Here is a 16084-nt window from a genome sequence, read left to right as displayed (position 1 = left end):
CTCGCCGCCGAGAGTCAGTCAGAACTCCGCGGCTTTTTTCTTCGCCTCCTCGATCGCCTCGGCACGGGCTTTTTGCGCGGCTTCCGGGCCGTTGTTGAGAGTCGGCTGAACGAGCAGCAACTCCGGCGAGAGCCCCACGAAGCCGCACCACAGCTTCATATACGGGGCCTGATAATCGTACCCGCCGGGCATCGAGGGGTTGTACTCCCCGCCGCGGGCGCAAATCACCATCGCGGGGCCGCTGCACAGGCCCTCGTAGCCGCCGGAGTCGGTCGTCTTGAACAGCAGCCCCGGCTGGGTGATGTAATCGATGTAGTGCTTCATCGCGTAGGAGACGCCGAAGTTCCACATCGGCACGCTGAAGACGTACTTGTCGAACGACTTGAACTTCTCGCCCCGCCTGGTGACGTCGTCCCACGCCGTTTTCTGCTCCTGCGAGAAGTTCTCGCCGCCCATCACGGCGTACTTGGCGGCGATCGTGTCGCCGTCGAAGGGGGGCAGCGTCTCGGCGAAGAGGTCCAGCTCCTCGATCGTGTCGGTCGGGTTCGCCGTGCGGTAGGCGTCGAGGAAGGCCCGGGCGACGGCAATGGAGTGCGACCGCTGCTTGCGGGGGGAGGCTTCGACGTACAGCAGACGGGCCATGCTCGGTTCCTAGAAAGTGGGGGCGGGGCCGGAACCCTAGACCCCGCCCCGTCCCCCGCCACCCGGGCGGGTCCTCCCCCCAGAGGCCGATGCGGGTTACGCCCCCCGCGGGTCGAGCCGGCCGTTCGCCGCCTTCAGCAAGTCGGCGGAGGGGGCGCTGGTGAACCGCTCAGCGTCGTGGTTCCACCCGTACCGTTCGCCGTAGCCGTCCTTCAGCCCCAGCGTGAGCGAGCCGAGGTGGCACAGCTTCGCGGTGTAGTGGCCCTTGGCGAACGGGGCGACGGTCGTCTCGCGGGTTTTCACGCAGCGGAGGAAGTCGGCGACGTGGTTGTCCAACCGGTCGCCCGGCTTCGGCCGGGTCAGCGAGGCGTGGGCCAGCGAGGTCCCCGTCGGCGCTTTGAATGCTTCGTAGTCCTTCTCCAGCGCCGGGCTGGAGAAGATCGGCCCGCGATAGCCGTGCTGAATCCAGCCGTCCTCCCCGGTGACTCGCACGCCGAACTGGTAGTCGTCGGTTTGGCAGGTCACGGGCGTGCCGTCCGCGAAATCGAGACGGTATTTGCTGATCTCCGCGGTGCTGAACAGCGAATCCGGTTCCGGCCAGGTGGCCGAGATCGGGGTCACGGCGACCGGGTCCGGTTCGCCGAGGCACCAGGCGGCGAGGTCGTTGCTGTGGGCGCCGAAGTTCGTGATCTGCCCGCCGCTGTAATCCTGAATGAAGCGGAAGCGATAGAAGCAGCGGTCCTTGTGGTACGGAACCTTCGGCGCCGGGCCGAGCCAGGCGGCGTAATCGAAGCCGTCCGGGATCGGGTCCGGCTTCCAATTGGGGCCGGGACCCTCGGCGTTGTTGAAGGCGATGTACGTTGTGACGTCTTTGATCGCCCCGACTCCGCCGGCCCGCACGAAGTCCACGAATTTTACGGCGTTCGCGTCGCTGCGGTGCATGCTGCCGGTCTGGGTGACGCGGCCGGTCCGCTGGGCGGCCTCGACCATCCGCCTGCCCTCGGCGATCGACCAGCTCAGCGGCTTCTCCGTGTAGACGTCGTGCCCCGCTTCGAGGGCGGCGATCGTCTGGGACTCGTGGTGATGGTCCGGCGTGACGATCAGGATCGCGTCCACGTCCTCCCGCCCGACGACCTGCCGCCAGTCGGCCTCCGCGAAACAGCCGGAGCCGGTCTCGTCGTAGAAATCGTCCACCAGCTTCTTGCCGGGTTCGCGGCCGCGGAACTGGTCGGGGGTGCGGTAGCCGTGCGAGGCCGTGTTCACGTCGCACACGCCGACGACCCGGCACGCATCGTTGTTGAGGAACGCCTGGGTGTCGTTGAAGCCCTGATTGCCCAGGCCGATCACGGCGACGGTGATTTTGTCCGCGGCGCTGGGTTTGCCGAAGGCAAACCGTCGGCAGACCAGCGGTCCGGCGATCGCGGCGGAGGCGGCGGCTCCGAGGAAGGAACGGCGGGTGGCGGGGGCGGACATCGGCGGACCTGCGGCGAGAAACGAACGCAACAACGCCAGCTTACCCGTGCGGCGACCCGCATTTCCCTCCCGGCGGTCGGTGGGGGTTCTCCCGGTCGGGGAGGATCTGACGGGCGGTAGGATTTGTTGATCCGAACCGGGGCGAGCGGCGTTCACGCCGTCCGGCCCCGCCGCATCGCATTCCCCCCCTCTGCTCAGAAGGATCCTGATGTTCCGTCCGCCTCCGATTCGCTCCTCGCTGGCGGCGCTTGCCGCGGCGCTGCTGCTAGCGCCGGCCCTGTCCGCGCCGGCCCACGGCCAGGACCTGCCCGCCACGGGCGGGGACGCCGCCGACCCGTTCGTCGCCGACGCCGCCAAACTCATCCCGGCGGACGCCGGGGTGGTGATCCGCATTAAGGACCCGGACAGCGCCCTGACGCACGTGACGGCGTTCGTCCGCAACGCCGCCCCGCAGTACGCCGCCCAGACGGCCGCCGGCCGCGGCCTGCTGGGGATGAGCGTCAAGAACGTCACGCTGACCGGCGTGAACCTGAAGGAGCCGTGGTACGTGGTCGGCGTGCCCCGCGAGGGCCAGCCGCCGGCGACCGTTTATCTGCTGCCGGCCGCCAACGTGCAGGCGATGCAGAGCGGGCTTGGCCCCGGCGTCAGCCTGAAGGTGATCGGCACCTACGCCGCCTACACCGAGGACGACGAAGCGGTTCTGGAAGCCTTCGGCGAGGGCGGCGGGTTCCCCGAGATCCTGCCGAAGGGCTCCATGGAGATCGCCCGGGACAACGACGTGGCCGTGGCGATCAACGTGCCCCGTCTGCTGGAAGTGTACGGCGACCAGCTGGAGGAGGGCCTCGCCGCCGCCAAGGAGCGCGCCGCCGAGAACGCCCCCAACCCGGCCGCCGCGGCCGCTCAGGGCCAGGCGACCGACGCCTTCGTGAATCTGCTGAAGGCCTCCGGCCCGACGGTGATCGGCTTCAACGCGACCGAAGAGGCGCTGACCTTCAAGAAGCTGTCGGCGTTTCGGTCGGGCACCCCGATCGCCCAGGCGCTGTCGAAGATGTCGCCCAAACCGTTTGCCGCGCTGGACCGCCTGCCGGAGGACCTGGACGGCTACATCGCCCTGGAAGGCGACTTCCAACCGCTGCTCCGGCTCGCCCGTTCGTTCCTGACCGAGGAGGATCAGGCCCCGCAGCGCGAGATCCTCGACGCCCTGGCGAAGGCCGGCCTGACCGGAACCGCCGGCGGCTTCCAACTGGGCGGCCCCGACGCCCCGCTCAGCGGCGTGCAGGTGACGACTCTGGAGAACGTCGACGCCGTGAAGCCGGCGATTGAGAAGTACATGAAGCAGGTCGACGGCATGGAACAGCAGGGCCTCCGCACCACCGTCCAGGAAGCCGGCACGGTCGAGGTCGGCGGCGTGACCCTGCAGAAGTACGTCACCAACATGGAAGCCGTGGAGGACACGCCGCAGTCCGCCGCCGCCGTGAAGGCCTTCAATATGATGTTCGGCGAGGACGGCCAGGAGCAGAAAATCGGTTACGCCGGCAACGCTCTGGTGCAGATCAACGGCGGCGACGACGCCTTCGCCGAGGAGGCCGTCTCCCACGCCACCGGCGCCAGCGACCACACCAACGAAGCCCTGACGACCGTCGCCGCGATGCTGCCGAAGCAGGGCAACGTCTTCGCCGCGATCGACCTGGCCAGCCTGGCGCAGACCGGCCTGGCGACGGCGATCGAAATGGAAGCCCTCCCGCCCTTCTTCCCGCCGGAAACGATCCGCGGCGTGATGGTGAACAGCAGCTACGCCGCGTTCGTGGTCCGCGTCGAAGGCGAATCGATCGTCGCCGAGGGCGTGATCCCCGCGAAGCAGGTCCGCAACGTGGTCGAGTTCGGCCAGGCGTTGCAGGGCGGCGCGCAGGACTTCTGAGCCCGCCCGCGGGGAGCCCCTCCTCGCAAACGCGCAGCAACGCCGCACGCCCCGGCCCCCGAGTGGGGTCGGGGCGTGTTTGCGTCCTCTGGTAAGCTGCGGCGATGAGCGCCACCGTCACGCTGTTCGAGGACCCGCGCTGGCTCCGTCTGTTGCCGCTGGTCTATTTGCGCAGCGTCGGCGAACTGCTGTGCGGGGCTCAGACCTTGCGGGAGCGGACCGAACGCCGCGTCGCCGACGCCGGCCTGCCCTCCGAGTGCGGTCTGTGGGTGCGGCCGCACCTCGCCGAACTGACCCGCGAACGCACCGCCCGACCGGTCAACGAACCGCTGGCGGCCGGGTCCCTCCTGCTGAGCGCCCGCGGCTGGTGGCGCCGGCTGCCGGACCTCGACCGGCCGGCGCCCTGGGTGGGCACGGTCGGTTCCGCGGTCGCCTGCGTCGTGCCGGACGAAGACCTCGCCGCGGCGCTTTCCCCGGAGGCGTTGCTGAACGAGGTCCGCAGCGAGGCCCTGCTCGCCGGGGCGCCGCGGGTGGACGTCTCGGAGCACGTCACGCTGATCGCGCACCCCTGGGACCTCGTCGCGCACAACGACGCCCTGCTGCGGGCCGACTGGGCGGACCGCTCCCCCGGACCGGGCACGCGGGGCACGGTCCACCCCGGTTCGCACCTGCTGGGGGAGGAGATCCATATCGGGGCCGGCTCCGTGGTGAAGCCCTGCGTGGTGATCGACGCGACCGAGGGGCCGGTCTGGATCGGCGAGAATTGCACGATCCAGCCCCACAGCTTCATTGAGGGCCCCTGCTACCTTGGCGACCGCACGCTGCTCCAACCGGGCGCCGTCGTGCACGAGGGCTGCACCGTCGGCCGGGTGTGCAAGATCGGCGGGGAACTGGAGGCCTCCATCTTCCACCCCTACAGCAACAAGCAGCACGACGGCTTCCTGGGCCACGCGGTGGTCGGCAGCTTCGTGAACGTCGCGGCGGACGTGGTCGCCAGCGACTTGAAGAACACCTACGGCCGCATCCGCGTGCCGATCAACGGCCGCGAGGTCGACAGCGGGCGGATGTTCGTGGGTCCGACGATCGGCGACCACAGCAAGGTGGGCATCAACGTGAGCTTCCCCACCGGCGCCGTGATGGGGTTTTGCAGCAGCGTGGTCGGCCCGGCGGCGCCGAAGTTCACGCCCTCCTTCGCCTGGCTGGACTCCACCGGGGGCGAGCTGAAGGTGGACCGCTACGACGCCGCCCGCGGGCTGGCCATCGCGAAAACGGTCATGGCTCGCCGCCAGTTGGAAATGAGCACCGCGGAGGAAGCCGCGTTCCTCGACGTCCGCACCCGGGCCCTCGCCAGCGAGCACGCCTCGCAGGTGCGGATCGAAAGCGGCGGGTGAGGCAATAACGCCGAGGCCCCGCGGGGCCTCGGCGTTACGAATTCATCTCAGCCGATTTCCGGCACGACGTAGCCGTCGCGGTACTCCCGCTTCAGGAACGCGTTGGCGACGTCGGCGTGCTCGCCGGTGAAGCGTTCGGATTGCGGGTCGTGGTTCAGCATCGGGCTGAAGTGGATCACGTCGTCCGCGGGACTGACGCCGAACGGCTTGAGCTGCCGCTCCATCTCCTCGAGCACCATCGGCCAGACGTCGGTGCCGACGTCGAGGTTCCCCGCGTCTTTGCCGGAGACCGCCCCGCCGACCCGGAAACCGACGTTCGCCAGGTTGCACCAGCCGGTCGAGTGGTGGCCGACTTCGATCTCGGCGTGCAGCTCTTCCTTTTTGCGGCTGCGGACCGCGTCGATGAAGTTTTGGAAGTGGATGCGGCTCATGTCGCCGCCGCGGAACTTCTTCATCTCCTTGCCGTCGGCGTCGTAGGCCCGGCCGGAGCCGCGGCCGCCGACGTAGTAGCCACCCTCGCAGGTCACCACGTAGCCGGTGCCGGGGCCGCTCACCTTGCGGTCGGCCCGGGAGGACCAGCCGCCCTTCTTGCCCTCGGGGTCCTGGCGGACATTGCTCAGGGCGATGATCGTGGGGATCTTGCCGGTGTCGAAGTAGGCGTAGTGGACGTTCGGCGTATCGCCGGCGTCGTCCCAGCCGATGCGGCCGCCGGTCGCCAGGATGCGCGTCGGCAGCGTCACTTCGTCCTGAAAGACGACGTTCCGCACGTCGTCCAGCACGTGGACGCCCCAGTTGCCCATCTCGCCGCTGCCGGTGTTCCAGTCCCAGTGCCAGTCGTAGTGGAGCTTGTCGCGGTAGATCGGCTCTTCCTGGGCCGGGCCGAGCCAGAGGTCGTAGTCGACCTCCTTGGGGATCTCCAGCGGGGTCTCCCGCTTGCCGATCGGCCCGCGGACGCCGAAGCGGTTCGCCTGAACGTACCGGATCTCGCCGAGGGCCTTGTCCTCATGGAGGAACTGTTTGATATCGGCCTGCATCGGATCGCTCCGCTGCTGGGTGCCGAGCTGGCAGATGCGGTCGTACTTGCGGGCGGCGTTGACGACCTGCCGGCCCTCCCACTGGGTGTGGGAGAGGGGCTTCTCCACGTACACGTCTTTGCCGGCCTCCATCGCCCAAACGGACGCCAGGCAGTGCCAGTGGTTGCAGGTCGTGATGACGACGGCGTCGACGGCCGGGTTGTCCAGCAGCTTGCGCAGGTCGGTGTAGACGTTCGCCTGATACTGGTCGGCGATCTTCTTGGCCCGGCCCTGATCGGGGTCGGCGACGGCGACGATCTTCACGCCGTCCAGCTTGGAGAACCCGCCGATCACCTGTCCGCCGCGGCCGCCGGCGCCGATCAGGCCGACGCCGATCTCGTCGTTGGCCGCCACGCGGGCGGAGGCGGTGCGCACGCCGGAAAGGGCGACGGCGGCGCCGGTCGCCTGGAGGAACGTACGCCGTTTCAAACTGGACATCGGGCCGCACCTGGGGCTGGTAGAGTGAACGCTGCCGGAAAGGCTAATCGGACCGAGCGCCCTCCCGCAAACGCAGACCGATGCGTTCCCCGTTCTCCCGACCTGCCCGACGGACGCAGCGGGCGAGCCCGGTGCGACCGGCCGGACCGGCGCTACTCGTCGCCGCCGGCGTTCTCGTTGAACCGGTAGCCGACGCCGCGGACCGTCTCCACGGTTTCGCTCCGGTCGCCGAGCTTCTGCCGCAGGCTGCGGACGTGGACGTCGATGGTGCGTTCCAGGGCGTTGGCGTCGCCGCCGCGGCTGGCGTCCATCAGTTCGTGCCGACTGAAGGGCCGCCCCGGTTGCCGCATCAGCGTCCAGAGCAGGCGGAATTCCGTGGGGGTGAGGTTCAGGTCCTCGCCGCCGGCGGTCGCGGTGTGGCGTTCCCGGTCCACCTCCAGCCCGGCGCCGGAGACTTTCTCGGCCTCGACCTCCTCGGCGTCGGGCCGGCGGAGCAGGCTGCGGACGCGGGCCACCAGCGGCTTCATCTTGAAGGGCTTGGTGACGTAGTCGTCCGCCCCCATGTGGAAGCCGACCAACTCGTCCACCTCCTCCCCCTTCGCCGTGAGCATCAGCACCCGCACGCTTTTGGTGCGGGCGTCGCTGCGTAGCTCGCGGCAGACGGCCAGGCCGTCCATCACGGGGAGCATCAGATCGAGCACGATCAGATCCGGCAGCAGCGCCCGGGCCTTGGAGAGCCCGTCGCGGCCGTCACGGGCGACGTGCACCTCATGGCCTTCGGACTCCAGGTTGTAGGCGAGCACTTCGGCGAGGCTGCGTTCGTCCTCGACGATCAGAATGGTCCTGCGGGGCATGTTGGGAGCATCCCCGATAGGCGGGGGCGAGGCGTGAAGAACCTGTAAAGGTTTCGTAAAAACACGCTTCCGCCCCGCCGGCCGGTCCGGTTCAGGGGACGACGGCCAGCGCCGAATCGGGATGCGGGATCTCCAGATCGGTCGGGCCGAACCGTTCCTCCGCCGTTTCGCCCGCCCGGCGGTCCGGGAACTTTTTGCTGTGCCGCACGATCTGCCCCTCCACGAGGTAGATCGCGTCTTTGGCAATGTTCGTGGCGTGGTCGGCGATCCGCTCCAGGTGGCGGGAGACGTTGAACAGCCCCACGGCGGCGTCCACCGCGGCGGGATTCTCCCGCATGGCGGCGGTCATCTCGTTGAGCGTCTCCCGGTTCAGGCCGTCGACGATGTCGTCGTCGGCGCACACCGCCCGGGCCTTGGCGGGGTCGAGGTCGACGTAGGCGTCGATGCTGCGGCGGAGCATGTCCAGCGCCGTGCGGGCCGTCTGCCGGACCCGCTTCAACGCCGGCAGATCGGCGAGCCCGACCGGCCGGGCCTCGCCGGCCTCCCGGGCGGCGTCCGCGGCGGCGGCGGCGTGGTCGGCCCGCTCCGCGATGTGGACGCCGAGGTCCGCCACGCGCTCCAGTTCCTTGGCGATCTTGAGGACGCTGACAACCCGCCGCAGGTCCTCCGCCACCGGGGCGTGCAGCGCGAGGATCCGCAGGCAGCGCTCCTCGACCTGCACGTCGTACCAATCGACCCGCTTGTCGGCCGTTTTCAATCGCGTCGCCAAGCCGCCGGCCCCGCCCAGGCCATCCACCGCGGCGCCGACCAGTTCCTCGGTCAAGGCGCACATCGTGAGGATGTCCCGGTGGGTTTCCTCCATGTCTCTGCTGAGGGAGAGCGACATAACAAGCAGTCCGATGCAAAAGGGCGAGAGGGCGGTCGCGGGCCAACGAAAGCGACCGGGCCGGCGAGGTTCATCCTACGATCCGGGCCGGGAGCCATCATACCGCATTCGGCCAAAGTCTTGCGAAGATTTCGTGAAGGAACCCCCCGGGGAACTTGAACGTAAACGGCGTGGTGGTAGGCCCCCGGGAGAAGCCCGATCACGCCGCGGGGAGGGTTACGGTGAACGTCGCCCCCCGCCCGGGTTCGCTCTCCACAGCGACCGTCCCGTCGAATACCGCGACCGTCTGTTTAACGATCGCCAGCCCCAGACCGGTGCCGCCTTTTTCGCGACTGCGGGCCGGGTCCACGCGGTGGAAGCGTTGGAAGACGCGATCGAGGTGCTCCGGCGGGATGCCCTCGCCGGTGTCGATCACCCGCAGCCGCACCGTCGGGCGATCGCCGGTCTGATCGGGGAACCATTCCACCGTGACCCGGCCCCCCTCGGGCGTGTGACGCAGGGCGTTGGTGAGCAGGTTGTCCAGAATCGTGGCGAGGGCGTCCGCGTCGGCCCGCACGTGCGCCGGCTCCGGCGGCGGGACGGCGACGAGCTGCACCCCCGCCTTGGCGGCCGCCGCCCGCAGGCCCCGCAGCACGTCGTCCACGGTTGGGCCGACCGGCACCCGGCGGACGTGGAACACGTCCCGCCCGCTCTCCACCCGGGCCAGCCGGATAATGTCCACCACCAGGTCGTGCAGCCGGTCGGCGTGGCCCTCGATGTCCTTCAGGAACCGCCGGGCCATCGGCGGGCCCTCCAGCGGGCCGTCCAGCAGCGTTTCGGCCAGGGCGCTGATCGCCGCGATCGGCGTCTTCAGCTCGTGGGAGACGTTGGAGACGAAGTCCCGCCGCACCGATTCGAGCCGGCGGAGATCCGTCACGTCCCGGATCTGCAACACCGCCCCCGCGGCGCCCCTGGAGGAGGCGATCCCCGGCAGCGGGTCGGCCCGCAGGGCGAGCGTCGTCGGGCCGACTTCGAACTCCGCCTCGAACCGCCCCGCCCCGCCCAGCACGGCTTCGCAGGCTTCGGTGACGGCGCTGCGGCGGACGACCTCCCAGACCCGCCGCCCCTTCAAGTCCCCGTCCGGCAATCGCAGCAGGGCCGAGGCGGAGCGGTTCACCAACAGCAACCGCTCCGCCCCGTCGACGGCCAGCACGCCCTCGCTCATGCCCTCGAGAGCCGCGAACAGGCGGTCGCGGTCCTCCGCCAGTTCGACCACCGTGGCGTCGGTGCGGCGGGCCCGGCCGGCGACGGACCGCACGGCGTCCCGCAGGTCCGGCTCCGGTTCGTGCGGGGGAAGCAGCGGCGGCGGGGAGGCGGTGCCGCGGCGGAGATGATCGGCCAGTTCCGCCAATTCCCGATCCCGCCGGTAGCGGACGGCGATCTGCCACGTGGCGGCGGCCGCGGCCGTGAGGAGCATTCCCGCCGCGGCGACCGCCCGCCAACCGGGCGAGTCCGACGACAGCCCCAGCCCCGCCAAGGCCAGCGGGACCGCCCACGGCAACGTGCCAGTCCACGCCACCGCGACCGGCCGCGGCGAAGGCGTGTCGATCACCGGGGCGGGCGGGAGCGGAACGGGGGAATACGGAGGGACCGCGAGACTTCACCCTCCGCGGCGGTCGCCCCGCAACCCCGCCTCAAAGCTTCCTCATTCTTCACGCGATCCTCGCGCACGCCGGCGACCCCACGCCGCGGAACCCGCGGAACCGACAACGTTCGCCCGGGAGTCCGCGACGGCTATCGTGCACGGCTTGTCCTCCCCCGCCCGAACCGCCGCCGCTCCTGGGGACGGCGGCGCCGCGACGGTCGGCACGCTGCTGGGGCTGTGCAGCGCTCTGTCCTACACGCTGGCCAACGCCGCCCTGCGGGACGTCAGCCGGCCGGACGACCTCGACTGGTCGCTGTGGGTGACCGTGTGCAAGGCGGCCCCGGTCGTGCTGACGGCGTGGGCGCTGGTCGGGCTGCGGGCGGCCCGGGGGCGGCCGGCGTTGCCGCCGCGGTCGGTCCTGCCGCGGCTGATGGCGGCGGGCGTGCTGGCGCAACTCGGCGGGAACCTGATGTTTCAGGAGGCGTTGGGCGTGCTGGGGCTCGCCCTCACGGTGCCGGTGATGTTCACCGGCATCATCCTCTGGGGGGCGGCGCTGGGCTGGTTCGTGCTGGACGAACCCGTGGGGCTGCGGCAGAGCGTGTCGATCGTGCTGCTGATCGCGGCGACGGCGGCCCTGAGCCTCGCGGCCCCGGACGCGGCGGAGGCGGTCGTGGGGCAATCGTTGCTCGGGGCGGACGTCGATCCGCTGCGGGTCGCCCTCGCCGTGGCGACGGCGCTGGCCGCCGGGTGCGCCTACGGCACGCTGGGGGTGGTGATCCGGAAGACCGGCGGCGAGGGCGTCGGCGTCGCCGGCACCCTCGCCCCGCTCAGCGCTGCGGGACTGGCCAGTTTGGCGGCGCTGATCTGGCTGCGGGGCGCCGCCGGTTGGCGGACCGTGAACCCGATCGCCGACACCCCGCCGGACGCCGTCCTCCCCCTGCTGATCGCCGGGACGGCGAACGCGGCGGCGTTCTTCTGCATCGCGGCGGCCCTGCACCGCATCCCGGTGGTCCGGTCGAACCTGCTGAACGCCTCGCAGGCGGCGATGGCGGGAGTCGTGGGCGTCGTCTGGTTCGACGAGCCGCCGACCCGCTGGCTGGCGCTCGGCACGACGCTGACGATCGCCGGTCTGGCGCTGCTTGGACTGCGGGCGCCGCGACCGCGGAAGCCCCCCAAAGCCCCTCCGCCCCGTGAAAACGCGTTGTGAACGACGGTAATACTTGTAGAATCGTTGATGCGTCGTCCCGCGACGTCCCGCCCCGCCTCCCGCCTCACAACTTGTTCGCCCGTGCCCCTCACCGGTTCCACCGAGCCCCGCCGCGCCGCGATCCGCCCCGTCCCGCTCGCCGTCGTCGTCGCTCTCTGCACGCCGGCGGTCTGCGCCGCGGCGGACGCCCGCCCGGGGCCGGCGGAACTGCGGACCTTTCTGGAAGCGAATTGCGGAGATTGTCACGCCCACGGAGCGAACGAGGGCGGGTTCGAACTGTCTTCCCTGCCGGACGAACCCGGCCTGCACGACGCCGGCCGCTGGGACCGGGTGCACGATCGCATCACCGACGGCGAGATGCCGCCGTCCGACTACGGCGAACTGGACCGGCGAGAGAAACGGGACTTCCTGTTCGACCTCTCCCGCTGGCTCTCCGCCCGGCAGGGCGTGGAGATCTCCGAAAAAGGCCGCTCCCGAGGGCGCCGGCTGACGGCCCGCCAGCTGGAGCGGACGTTGCAGGCCACGCTCGGCATCGACGTGCCGCTGGCGCCCCTCCTGCCGCCGGACCGTCGGCACCACGGCTTCACCACCGTCACCGAGGGCGGCCTGAGCCACCACGACCTGGCGGCCCACCTCGAGGTGGTCGACGCGGCCCTGGACGAAGCGTTCTCCCGGGCCCGCTCTCCGCAGGACGTTTGGGAGAAGGAGCTGTCCGCCAAGGACCTCGCCCGCAACAACCCGAAGCGTCGCTGCCGTGAACCGGAGCTGTACAAGGACATGGCGGTCAGCTGGTCCACCCGGCTGGTGTACGTCGGCCGCCTGCCCAGCACGACCGCCCGCGACCGCGGCGGCTGGCACCGGCTGACCTTCACCGCCGAAGCCCTCAAGGCCCCCGAGGAGGGCCTGTGGTGCACCGTCCGCACCGGCAAGCTGTCCTCCAGCGCCCCGACGATGCAGGACGTCGGCACGTTCCTCGTCACCGACGAACCGAAGACCTACACCTTCGAGGCCTGGCTGCCCGAGGGCCACATGTTCGAGGTGCGCCCCAACGACCACCGCCTCAAGCAGGGCAAAACGCCCGGCGGTCAGGTCGGCGCCGGCGAAATGCAGCCGCAGAACGTCGCCGGGCTGGGCCTGCACAAGGCCACGCTGACCCGCTTCCATCGCGGCCCCTCCGACGAGGGCGTCCGCGAGTTGCTGTTCGGCAACGTAGAGACGAAGTGGGTCAAGAACGAGAACCGCCAGAAGGGCGAGCCCTCCGGCTGGCACGAGCCGCAACCGCGGAATCCGCAGGGCGCCCTGTCCGCGTTGATGCGGCAGTTCGCGGACCGGGCCTTCCGCCGTTCGGTCGACTCCGCCGCCCTGGCCCCCTACGTCGCCGCCGCCCAGGCGGACCTGCGGGACGGGCAGTCCTTCGTCGAAGCCCTCCGCGGCGGCTACCGGGCCCTGCTGTGCAGCCCCCGGTTCATCTACCACGTCGAGGAGCCGGGCGAACTGGACGGCCCGGCGCTCGCGGCCCGGCTGTCCTACTTCCTCACCGGCGGCCCGCCGGACGAAGAGTTGTTCGCCCTCGGCGCCAACGGCGAGATCCTCAAGGAGGACGTGCTGAAGGCCCAAGCCGACCGCCTGCTGAGTGAGGACCGCTACGGCGTGAACGGCCTCGACCGGTTCGTGCGGGACTTCGCCTGGGAATGGCTGGACCTCTCCGAACTGGACGCCACGGAGGTGATGTCGATTTACGGCGCCTTCGATCCGGCGCTGAAGATCTCGATGCGGGACCAGACGCACGCCCTGCTGAAGGCGATGCTGGCGGACGACCTGTCCGTCACCCACGTGGTCGACGCCGACTTCGCCTTCCTCAACGAACGCCTCGCCGACCACTACGGCCTGCCGTTCGAGACGAAGCCCTCGGAGTGGACGCAGGAGAACGGCGGTTTGGTCCGCACGCCGCTGCCGGAGGACAGCCCCCGCGGCGGACTGCTCACGCAGGGGGCGATCCTGAAGCACACCGCGGACGGCGCCGCCACGAGCCCAGTGGTGCGGGGCGTGTGGGCCTCCGAGCGGCTGCTGGGGATCACCGTGCCGCCGCCGCCGGAGAACATTCCCGCCGTGGAGCCGGACACCCGCGGCTCCACCACCATCCGCGAGCAGCTCGCCAAGCACCGGGCCGACCCGAGCTGCGCCAGTTGTCACACGAAGGTCGACCCCGTCGGCTTCGCTCTGGAATCGTTCAATCCCGCGGGGGCCTTCCGCACGGACTACATGACCCGGCGGAAAGGCAAAACCGTGCCGCGGGCGCCGGTCGATCCGAGTTACGAGCTGCCGGACGGCACGTCCTTCGACGACGTGGTCGGCTTCCAGAAGCTGGCCGTCCGCCGCCCGGACCCCCTCGCGGCGAACCTCGCCGGCCACCTGCTGACGTACGCCACCGGCGCCCCGATCGCCTTCGCCGACCGGCGGGCGATCGACGACGTCGTCTGGGAGGCCCGCGAAGCCGGTTACGGCACGCGCTCCCTGTTGCACGCCTGCATTCAGAGCCCGCTGTTCCGGCGTAAGTAAGCCGCGTCCCGCCCTCCCTCCTCCCCGTCTTCCCTCCCGCCCCTTTCCCTTCCCCATGCCCGCTTTCCGCCCCGCCCGTCGTCCCGGCGACGCCCTGCCCCGCCGCACCATGCTGAAAGCGGCCGGCGTGGGAATGGCCCTGCCGTGGCTCTCCGCGATGGACGGCCGCACCGCCGCCGCCGCGGAGGAGTCCCCGACCGCCCCGGAGATGCCGGAGATCGAACGCGGCGACGGCCCGCCCCGCCGGTTCGTGGCGTTCACGCTGAGCCTCGGCCTGCTCGGCGAGAATCTGAACCCGAAGCAGTCCGGCCGGGGCTGGGAGCCGTCGCCCTACCTGGAGCCGCTGACCGATCTGCGGGACCAGCTGACGATCCTCAGCGGGACGTCGCACCCCGGCGTCCGCACCGGCCACCGGGCCGAGGCGAGCCTGCTGACCGCCAACCCCGCCGGCGGCAACGGCCGCGGACGGAACACGATCAGCATTGATCAGTACCTCGCCAAGCACCTCGGCGGCTCGACGCGGTTCCCCTCGCTGGTGTTGTCGGGCGGCGGGTCGAACAGCCCCTGCTACACCGACGGCGGGGCGATGATCCCCGCCCAGGACAGCGTCGAAGACCTGTTCCGGGACCTGTTCGTCGAGGACGACCCCTCCGCCCGTCGTCAGCACGCCCGCCGGGCCGCCCACGGCCGCAGCGTAATGGACCTCGTGCTGGACGACGCCAACCGGCTTTCCCGCGAGGTCGGCGCCGGCGATCGCCGTCGGCTGGACGAATATTTCACCGGCGTTCGGGACCTGGAAGTCCGCATGGCCGCCGACGAGAAGTGGGCCAAGGCCAAGAAACCGGAGGTGGACATGGAGCCGCCCGACGAGATCCGGGACGCGAACGAGTTCATCGCCCGTCAGGCCCTGATGGCCGAGGTGGTGAAGCTTGCGTTGGAGACTGACTCCACCCGCTACGTGGTGCACCACCTCGGCGGCTCGAACCACCGGGCGCCGCTGCCGGGGGTGAACACCGGCTGGCACAGCCTGTCGCACCACGGCAAGGAGGAGGAGAAGCTCAAGCAGCTCGCCATCGTGGAGGCCGCGTTGATCGCCAGTTGGGGCGACTTTCTGCGGAGCCTCGGCGAGGTGAAGGAGTCCGGCCGCAGCCTGCTGGACAGCACGACCGTGCTGATGACCTCGAACCTCGGCAACGCCTCGAACCACGATAACCGCAACATGCCGGTGTTGCTCGCCGGCGGCGGCTACCGGCACGGGCAGCACCTCGCGCACGATCCGAAGGACAACGCCCCGCTGCCGAAGCTGTTCACCACCATCGCCAACCGCCACGGCCTGGCGATCGACCGCTTCTTCGGCGAACCCGGCACCCAGAGCGGCCTGGAACTGGCGTGACGGCGGCAGCCGATTCGCCTTCCCCTCACTCGCCGCCGGGGCGGCGCCCGTCTTGAACGCGGCGCCGCCTCGGCGGCGTTGTCGTCCGACACGAGGAACTGACGAAGCCCCGCGGGGGTTCTGGGAGGTCGCCGGAAATGAAACTCGTCGCCGAGCGCGAACGCGGCACGACGACCGGCCGCCGGTCGTGGCTGCTGATCTGCTGGTTGATCCTGCCTTGGCTGGTCGGCCTCCTGTTGCTCGGAGGGCTGATCGGCCTGACCCCGGGCCCGTACTCCGGCTGGTCCGGTCCGATCCCGCGTCAGCGACCGGGGCTCGTCGCCGACCTCGAATCGCACTGGTCGAACTTCGATCCATTCGCGTTGGGCCGGCGGCGCGTGCAACTGGTGGTCGGCTGGGACATGCACGTGCTCGCCCACCGCGGGGCGACGATCACGACGCGAGACTGGGACGCCGCGGGGCTCTCCGTCGGCCGGGCGAGCAGCCCGCTGGGCACGTCCGTCTGGGCCGCGTGCCGCGTCTGGTGGCTCCTCCCGCTGCCGGCACTGGCGTCGGCGGCCGGCGTTTGGCGGTGGACGCGCCGGAAGGGATAAGGGCGTGAGCCCGGATTGCGAGCTCCGGCCGGC

General features: G+C 70.5%; 12 protein-coding genes. 6 read left to right on the top strand and 6 right to left on the bottom strand.

The genetic code is table 11. The annotated features are described in order from the left end of the window. Positions 1-18: 18 nt before the first annotated feature. Positions 19-642: an FMN-dependent NADH-azoreductase gene (locus tag ACG2DA_RS16185; RefSeq protein WP_395256829.1), complete on the bottom strand. Its 624-nt coding sequence runs from the start codon at positions 640-642 to the stop codon at positions 19-21. Between the two features lie 96 nt (positions 643-738). Next, a complete protein-coding gene (locus ACG2DA_RS16180) occupies positions 739-2115 on the bottom strand; it encodes a Gfo/Idh/MocA family protein (protein WP_395256828.1) in 1377 nt (458 codons plus the stop codon). Between the two features lie 208 nt (positions 2116-2323). Between ACG2DA_RS16180 and ACG2DA_RS16175 the strand changes: the two genes are divergently transcribed. Continuing rightward, complete coding sequence (locus tag ACG2DA_RS16175; protein WP_395256827.1) at positions 2324-4033, top strand: hypothetical protein; 1710 nt, start codon at positions 2324-2326, stop codon at positions 4031-4033. Between the two features lie 104 nt (positions 4034-4137). Then, on the top strand, positions 4138-5424 hold the full coding sequence (locus tag ACG2DA_RS16170) for a putative sugar nucleotidyl transferase (RefSeq protein ID WP_395256826.1): 1287 nt from the start codon (positions 4138-4140) through the stop codon (positions 5422-5424). A 47-nt stretch (positions 5425-5471) separates the two neighbouring features. On the opposite strand, the gene ACG2DA_RS16165 is transcribed toward ACG2DA_RS16170, so the two are convergent. The 4 genes from ACG2DA_RS16165 to ACG2DA_RS16150 all read right to left on the bottom strand — a co-directional run bounded on the left by ACG2DA_RS16165 (position 5472) and on the right by ACG2DA_RS16150 (position 10266). Next, positions 5472-6935 (bottom strand): Gfo/Idh/MocA family protein, encoded by a 1464-nt coding sequence (locus ACG2DA_RS16165; protein WP_395256825.1) that lies wholly within the window; start codon positions 6933-6935, stop codon positions 5472-5474. A gap of 152 nt (positions 6936-7087) precedes the next feature. Continuing rightward, a complete protein-coding gene (locus tag ACG2DA_RS16160) occupies positions 7088-7789 on the bottom strand; it encodes a response regulator (RefSeq protein ID WP_395256824.1) in 702 nt (233 codons plus the stop codon). A 91-nt stretch (positions 7790-7880) separates the two neighbouring features. Then, complete coding sequence (phoU, locus tag ACG2DA_RS16155) at positions 7881-8675, bottom strand: phosphate signaling complex protein PhoU (protein ID WP_395256823.1); 795 nt, start codon at positions 8673-8675, stop codon at positions 7881-7883. A 199-nt stretch (positions 8676-8874) separates the two neighbouring features. Continuing rightward, positions 8875-10266 (bottom strand): sensor histidine kinase, encoded by a 1392-nt coding sequence (locus tag ACG2DA_RS16150; RefSeq protein ID WP_395256822.1) that lies wholly within the window; start codon positions 10264-10266, stop codon positions 8875-8877. 196 nt (positions 10267-10462) lie between these two features. Here ACG2DA_RS16150 and ACG2DA_RS16145 point away from each other — a divergent pair, with 196 nt between their 5' ends. The 4 genes from ACG2DA_RS16145 (at position 10463) to ACG2DA_RS16130 (ending at position 16051) form a co-directional block, all read left to right on the top strand. Beyond that, positions 10463-11506, top strand: coding sequence for an EamA family transporter (locus ACG2DA_RS16145; RefSeq protein ID WP_395256821.1), 1044 nt, complete (start codon positions 10463-10465; stop codon positions 11504-11506). 81 nt (positions 11507-11587) lie between these two features. Then, a complete protein-coding gene (locus ACG2DA_RS16140) occupies positions 11588-14065 on the top strand; it encodes a DUF1588 domain-containing protein (RefSeq protein WP_395256820.1) in 2478 nt (825 codons plus the stop codon). A 55-nt stretch (positions 14066-14120) separates the two neighbouring features. Next, positions 14121-15458, top strand: a complete 1338-nt coding sequence (locus ACG2DA_RS16135) for a DUF1552 domain-containing protein (RefSeq protein ID WP_395256819.1) — start codon at positions 14121-14123, stop codon at positions 15456-15458. Positions 15459-15595: 137 nt separating this feature from the next. Beyond that, complete coding sequence (locus ACG2DA_RS16130; RefSeq protein WP_395256818.1) at positions 15596-16051, top strand: hypothetical protein; 456 nt, start codon at positions 15596-15598, stop codon at positions 16049-16051. The last annotated feature ends 33 nt before the right edge of the window (positions 16052-16084 follow it).

It is taken from the genome of Alienimonas sp. DA493, from assembly GCF_043951915.1.
GTDB lineage: Bacteria > Planctomycetota > Planctomycetia > Planctomycetales > Planctomycetaceae > Alienimonas.
Note: the sequence above shows the minus strand (reverse complement) of the source record. Positions and strands in the feature narration are given on the sequence as shown.

Excerpts from the sequence above, each read along its gene's own strand:
- ACG2DA_RS16185 (WP_395256829.1), bottom strand. The coding sequence starts at position 642 with ATGGCCCGTCTGCTGTACGTCGAAGCCTCCCCCCGCAAGCAGCGGTCG.
- ACG2DA_RS16180 (WP_395256828.1), bottom strand. The coding sequence starts at position 2,115 with ATGTCCGCCCCCGCCACCCGCCGTTCCTTCCTCGGAGCCGCCGCCTCC.
- ACG2DA_RS16175 (WP_395256827.1), top strand. The coding sequence starts at position 2,324 with ATGTTCCGTCCGCCTCCGATTCGCTCCTCGCTGGCGGCGCTTGCCGCG.
- ACG2DA_RS16170 (WP_395256826.1), top strand. The coding sequence starts at position 4,138 with ATGAGCGCCACCGTCACGCTGTTCGAGGACCCGCGCTGGCTCCGTCTG.
- ACG2DA_RS16165 (WP_395256825.1), bottom strand. The coding sequence starts at position 6,935 with ATGTCCAGTTTGAAACGGCGTACGTTCCTCCAGGCGACCGGCGCCGCC.
- ACG2DA_RS16160 (WP_395256824.1), bottom strand. The coding sequence starts at position 7,789 with ATGCCCCGCAGGACCATTCTGATCGTCGAGGACGAACGCAGCCTCGCC.
- phoU (WP_395256823.1), bottom strand. The coding sequence starts at position 8,675 with ATGTCGCTCTCCCTCAGCAGAGACATGGAGGAAACCCACCGGGACATC.
- ACG2DA_RS16135 (WP_395256819.1), top strand. The coding sequence starts at position 14,121 with ATGCCCGCTTTCCGCCCCGCCCGTCGTCCCGGCGACGCCCTGCCCCGC.
- ACG2DA_RS16130 (WP_395256818.1), top strand. The coding sequence starts at position 15,596 with ATGAAACTCGTCGCCGAGCGCGAACGCGGCACGACGACCGGCCGCCGG.